Genomic DNA, 5,528 nt, shown 5'->3' on the forward strand with positions numbered 1-5,528 from the left:
AAACGCCGTAGCGCCGATGGTAGTGTGGGGTCTCCCCATGCGAGAGTAGGACACTGCCAGGCATCAAACAAAGCCGAAAGCCCTGAACTGACGTTCAGGGCTTTTTGCTGTGCGTAAAATAAATCCCCTGATCGTATCTATTGCTTAGAAAAATACCTATTTCAGCGGACGTTGCTTATTTACATAAGCACGTATAATGCTTTTGAGCAGGAGAATAACCAGCTCAATATATAATTGATAGATTAAGATTATTATTTAAATAATAAAAATGCCTATTTATGAACATGTTGATAAGAATTATCCTGTTATATCAAAGATAAATCCTAATTCTTCAGTGCATTACTCGATAAATTTCACGTTAATTAAAACAAATATTAGCCAGACGCTTCGAATCGAGTAGACTAAGCAAAAGATTATTTCCGCATGGGTACTGAACGTTATGTCTACTGAAAGCGCGTCTTTAAAAAACCACAATACTTTTGCGCTCCCGGTCAACGCAGCGCACCTGGTCATCGCCGATAGAATTGAGTTGATGCTCAAAGTCTGGCAACAAACGCGCAAGCGTCAGGAGCCGCTGCTGATTCTCGGTGAAGGTAGCAACGTACTGTTCCTGGAAGACTTTTCGGGTACGGTCATGGTTAACCAACTGAAGGGCATCGATGTTCGAGAAGATAACGATGCCTGGTATCTCCATGTCAGCGCCGGTGAGAATTGGCACGATCTGGTGCAATATACGCTGCAGGCCGGGATCTGCGGGTTGGAGAACCTGGCGTTGATTCCTGGACTGGCCGGCTCCGCGCCTATCCAGAATATCGGTGCCTATGGCGTCGAATTGAAAGATGTCTGTGAGTATGTCGACCTGCTGGACTTCTCTACGGGTGCCATCGATCGCATTCCGGCAGCCGATTGTGGTTTCGGCTATCGGGAAAGCATTTTCAAACATCGCTTCCAAACTGGGCATGCCATTGTCGGGCTGGGTCTGCGTCTGAGCAAGCAGTGGCAACCCAAGTTGAGCTATGGCGATCTGGCCAAGCTGGATCCCGCCACGGTGACGCCACTTCAGGTATTCGAGTCCGTATGTGCCATGCGCCGCAGCAAGCTGCCGGACCCGCGCGAAACCGGTAATGCCGGCAGTTTCTTCAAGAATCCGCTGGTGAACGCGGGGAAAGCCGCAGAACTCATCACACAATATCCCGGCATGCCGCATTATCCGCAGCAGGATGGTCAGGTGAAGCTGGCCGCTGGCTGGCTGATCGATCAGTGCGAACTGAAGGGGTATCGCATCGGTGGCGCAGCCGTACACCGCCAGCAGGCGCTGGTGCTGGTGAATATCGATAATGCGCATAGTCAGGATGTGGTGGCTCTGGCGCGCCATGTCCGTAAGACTGTGGCCGATAAATTTGGCGTATGGCTGGAACCTGAGGTGCGTTTCATTGGCGCAACTGGCGAATTGAACGCTGTGGTGGTGCTGTCATGAGAGATACCAAGGTCCCGTTAAAACTGATCGCGCTATTGGCCGACGGTGAATTCCATTCCGGGGAACAGCTCGGTGAGTCATTGGGCATGAGCCGTGCCGCGATCAATAAGCATATTCAAACCGTTCGCGAGTGGGGGCTGGATGTCTTTACTGTACCGGGGAAAGGATACAGCTTGCCTGCTCCCATGCAGCTATTGGAGGCGGAACGCATTCTTAGAGGGCTGGACGACAAGCGAGTTACCGTGCTGCCGGTCGTAGACTCTACCAATCAATATTTGCTGGATCGTATCGAAACGCTGCAATCTGGCGACGCCTGCATCGCTGAGTACCAACTGGCCGGCCGCGGTCGTCGTGGGCGTCAGTGGATTTCGCCGTTTGGCGCCAATTTATACCTGTCGATGTTTTGGCGATTGGAACAGGGGCCGGCTGCGGCGATGGGGCTGAGCCTGGTGATCGGCATGGTGATGGCGGAGGTCTTGCAGCGTCTTGGCGCTAAAGATGTGCGAGTCAAATGGCCCAACGATCTTTACCTGAACGATCGTAAATTGGCAGGGATCTTGGTCGAGTTGACGGGGAAAACCGGCGACGCGGCTCAGTTGGTCATCGGCGCCGGCATTAATTTGGCGATGCGGGATACCAATGCGAGTGGGATCAACCAAGGTTGGATCAACCTGCAAGAAGCCGGTATTAACATCGATCGTAATGAGCTGACCGCCACTCTGCTTAATGAATTGCGGCAGTCCTTAAAACAATTCGAGATAGATGGGCTGGCGCCATTCATTGGCCGTTGGCGCACGCTGGATAATTTTATCGACAGACCGGTCAAACTGCTGATTGGCGAGCGACAGATTGTGGGTATCGCCCGGGGTATCGACGCGCAAGGTGCACTCCTGCTGGAACAAGAAGGGGAAATCAAACCCTTTATCGGCGGAGAGATATCGCTGCGCAGTGCGGAATAGTGAGAAAAGACAAGGGGACGGCAGCGTCCCCTTGATCGTTCGGTAGGCTTATTTTCTTAAACGCACGCTTTCAACGGCATGGTTGGCGCTTTTGGTCATAATCAGGCTCGCGCGTTCGCGGGTAGGCAGTATGTTCTGCTGCAAATTCAATCCATTGATTTCATTCCATAATTGCGTGGCAATATTAATCGCCTCCGGTTCCGGCAATTTTGAATAATTATGGAAATAAGAATCAGGATTGGAAAATGCGCCCTGACGGAATTTCAGGAAACGGTTGATATACCAGCTTTGCAATAGCGTCTCCGGCGCATCGACATATATAGAGAAGTCGACGAAGTCGGAAACGAATACGCGATGCGGATCGTGAGGATAATCCATACCGCTTTGCAATACGTTAAGCCCTTCCAGGATAAGAATGTCCGGCTGTTCGATGACTTTATTACCTTCGGGCACAACGTCATAGATCAAATGGGAATAAACCGGGGCGATGACACGTTTGGCGCCGGATTTCACTTCCGACACGAACTTCACCAGGCTATGCATATCGTAAGACTGCGGGAAGCCTTTTTTCTTCATCAAACCGCGTTCGTTCAGCACCTTGTTTGGATGCAAGAAGCCGTCGGTCGTGATCAGCTCAACGCTGCGGTGTTCCGGCCAGCGGCTCAGCAGCGCCTGCAACAGACGTGCGGTCGTGCTCTTGCCGACGGCTACGCTGCCGGCGATGCCGATGACATAGGGAATCTTTTGCCCGTCGGTGCCGAGGAATTGTTCCAGTACCGCCTGCCGGCGCAGGTTGGAACTGATATAGAAGTTCAACAGTCGTGACAGCGGCAGATAAATCTGCGCAACTTCTTCCAACGAGAGATCTTCGTTAATCCCTTTCAGTTTAACGATCTCTTCTTCCGACAACGTCAGCGGCACCGAATCTCGCAACGCAGCCCACTGGGTACGATCGAACTGTAGGTAAGGCGTTGCTAAAGATTGATCTCTTTTTATCATAAGCCAAATTCTGCCTGTTAACGCAGGTTGGGAAAGGCGCCGGACGCCAACTCCAGAGAATAAACAAGCTGCATATTATAGACAGCTTCGTTTTTGGCGTAGACTTTTTTCGCAAAAGTTGTCGATAGGCAGCAGTTTATGTCAATTGTGCGAAGCGGCGCGCAGTTGATAAAGCGGGGTTGCAAGGCGGTATCATGGCGTCAGGATACCGCCTGAAGGTTAGCTGGCGATAGCGCGTGAAGACGGGGTCACGGTGAATAGACGTTTGTAATAAATGACGGTTGAGTGGTAATAGCCATCGGGTCCGGCCGCATAGTCAGGCATTTCACCCAGGCAGCGATAGCCCAGACTGCGATAAAGTGCTTCTGCCGCCGAACCGGCCTGAGTATCCAGATACAGTAGCCCGCGCTGCTGTTGCAGTGCCGCTTGCTCCAACGTCTTCATTAGCGCCAGGCCTACGCCGTTACGACGAGCGCGGCTATGAACCAGCAGTTTCACTACCTCCGCACGATTACGGCCATTCGGTTTCTGGCAGAGCTCGAGTTGAACGGTGCCAACGACGCCGCGTTCGTCGCGGGCAATCCACAATAGCAGCTCACCCTTGGCCAAGGCCGGACGCAGGCTGTGGAAGTAACTCTCGGCGTCTTCATGCGGGATTAAGGTGTCGTAGCCCACTGAAGCGCCGTGGGTGACCGCATCGGTCAACAGGCGAGCCAATTCATCGCGATAAATCGGGAGCGTAGCGGCGTTGATAGGCACTATTTTCATCGGTCATTCCTCCAGATATGGGGGTAATGAAGATAAGCAATAACTGCGCCAGAGCGACGAAAGGCATAGCCACGGCGAAAGGGCGAGGAATAAGTGTAGTTCACGCCACGAACCAGGGCAGCCATCCTCTTTTTGGTGCATCGATCCCGCTCACGGTTTACCGTCGTGGGTTACGTGTTTTGAGAAGCCCGACACGGAGAAAGGGGCGTTCAAAGCTTGCAAAAAGTGGATAAAATTGTAGAGAATGATTGCCGCAAGTGATGAATGTTTGCACGCCACAGGCTGCGAATTGCATGACAGCATGCAAAATTGACTGATTTATGAGCGAAAGTGCGCGTAAAGCAATTTTTTTGTTGCATAGGTCGCCCGCTCTACCTAGAATGCGCTGCACTTGATGCCGGCTTAGCTCAGTAGGTAGAGCAACTGACTTGTAATCAGTAGGTCACCAGTTCGATTCCGGTAGCCGGCACCATTCAAGTCACAAGTAGTTAAAATCTGGTGGGGTTCCCGAGCGGCCAAAGGGAGCAGACTGTAAATCTGCCGTCACAGACTTCGAAGGTTCGAATCCTTCCCCCACCACCAAATCTTGCCTTCGGCGATTAACTGAGATGCGATAAACACCGCAACGGTTGATGGCGGGAGGAGAGGGCGAAAGCCTTCGGCAAGGTTCGAGTTGTGCAGCGCGAGGCGCAGCCGGCCCGAAGGATACGAGCCGAGTGATGAACAATCCTGCTCTATCCCCAAAATTCTACAGAAAAATCAGGTAGCCGAGTTCCAGGATGCGGGCATCGTATAATGGCTATTACCTCAGCCTTCCAAGCTGATGATGTGGGTTCGATTCCCACTGCCCGCTCCAAGATGTGCTGATATAGCTCAGTTGGTAGAGCGCACCCTTGGTAAGGGTGAGGTCGGCAGTTCGAATCTGCCTATCAGCACCACTTCTTAATTTCTCGCCCCCTGATTTTCTTTCTGTTCTGGATTCAACGAGCAAATGCTTGGTTGATGTGGTGATACCACCGATTTATCCGTGTCTTAGAGGGACAATCGATGTCTAAAGAAAAGTTTGAACGTACAAAACCGCACGTTAACGTCGGTACTATCGGCCACGTTGACCACGGTAAAACTACCCTGACTGCAGCGATCACTACCGTTCTGGCTAAAACCTACGGCGGTTCTGCACGTGCTTTCGACCAGATCGATAACGCACCAGAAGAAAAAGCTCGTGGTATCACCATCAACACCTCTCACGTTGAGTATGACACCCCGACTCGCCACTACGCGCACGTTGACTGCCCAGGGCACGCCGACTACGTGAAAAACATGAT

At 51.9% G+C, this 5,528-nt stretch carries 5 protein-coding genes, 4 tRNA genes and 1 other RNA gene; 8 read left to right on the forward strand and 2 right to left on the reverse strand.

Translation table 11 applies throughout. The features are described 5' to 3' along the window. Positions 1-439: 439 nt before the first annotated feature. Positions 440-1,477, forward strand: a complete 1,038-nt coding sequence (gene murB / locus ACJ8J1_RS24765; protein ID WP_033644353.1) for a UDP-N-acetylmuramate dehydrogenase — start codon at positions 440-442, stop codon at positions 1,475-1,477. Next, the gene (gene birA / locus ACJ8J1_RS24770; RefSeq protein ID WP_033644354.1) at positions 1,474-2,436 is read left to right on the forward strand and encodes a bifunctional biotin--[acetyl-CoA-carboxylase] ligase/biotin operon repressor BirA; all 963 of its coding nucleotides are present in this window, start codon (positions 1,474-1,476) and stop codon (positions 2,434-2,436) included. The genes murB and birA overlap by 4 nt, the downstream gene beginning before the upstream one ends. 48 nt (positions 2,437-2,484) lie before the next feature. Here the strand turns inward: birA and coaA are convergent, their stop codons facing one another. Both coaA and ACJ8J1_RS24780 read right to left on the reverse strand, forming a co-directional pair. Beyond that, positions 2,485-3,435, reverse strand: a complete 951-nt coding sequence (gene coaA, locus ACJ8J1_RS24775) for a type I pantothenate kinase (protein WP_033644355.1) — start codon at positions 3,433-3,435, stop codon at positions 2,485-2,487. 219 nt (positions 3,436-3,654) lie between these two features. Further along, positions 3,655-4,203, reverse strand: coding sequence for a GNAT family N-acetyltransferase (locus tag ACJ8J1_RS24780; protein WP_033644356.1), 549 nt, complete (start codon positions 4,201-4,203; stop codon positions 3,655-3,657). 396 nt (positions 4,204-4,599) lie between these two features. On the opposite strand from ACJ8J1_RS24780, the gene ACJ8J1_RS24785 reads away from it, so the two are divergent. From ACJ8J1_RS24785 to ACJ8J1_RS24810, 6 genes are all read left to right on the forward strand, one after another. Further along, positions 4,600-4,675 (forward strand) — tRNA-Thr (locus tag ACJ8J1_RS24785). Between the two features lie 25 nt (positions 4,676-4,700). Then, a tRNA-Tyr gene (locus ACJ8J1_RS24790) sits at positions 4,701-4,785 on the forward strand. A 46-nt stretch (positions 4,786-4,831) separates the two neighbouring features. After that, a non-coding RNA gene (locus ACJ8J1_RS24795) (RtT sRNA) lies at positions 4,832-4,947 on the forward strand. 37 nt (positions 4,948-4,984) lie between these two features. Continuing rightward, a tRNA-Gly gene (locus ACJ8J1_RS24800) sits at positions 4,985-5,059 on the forward strand. A 6-nt stretch (positions 5,060-5,065) separates the two neighbouring features. Then, positions 5,066-5,141: transfer RNA gene (locus tag ACJ8J1_RS24805), tRNA-Thr, on the forward strand. Positions 5,142-5,250: 109 nt separating this feature from the next. Then, on the forward strand, positions 5,251-5,528 hold a 278-nt coding region (locus tag ACJ8J1_RS24810), incomplete at its 3' end, for a GTP-binding protein (protein WP_227592740.1).

Source organism: Serratia sp. CY37869 (genome assembly GCF_052168895.1).
GTDB lineage: Bacteria > Pseudomonadota > Gammaproteobacteria > Enterobacterales > Enterobacteriaceae > Serratia > Serratia ureilytica.

Excerpts from the sequence above, each read along its gene's own strand:
- murB (WP_033644353.1), top strand. The coding sequence starts at position 440 with ATGTCTACTGAAAGCGCGTCTTTAAAAAACCACAATACTTTTGCGCTC.
- birA (WP_033644354.1), top strand. The coding sequence starts at position 1,474 with ATGAGAGATACCAAGGTCCCGTTAAAACTGATCGCGCTATTGGCCGAC.
- coaA (WP_033644355.1), bottom strand. The coding sequence starts at position 3,435 with ATGATAAAAAGAGATCAATCTTTAGCAACGCCTTACCTACAGTTCGAT.
- ACJ8J1_RS24780 (WP_033644356.1), bottom strand. The coding sequence starts at position 4,203 with ATGAAAATAGTGCCTATCAACGCCGCTACGCTCCCGATTTATCGCGAT.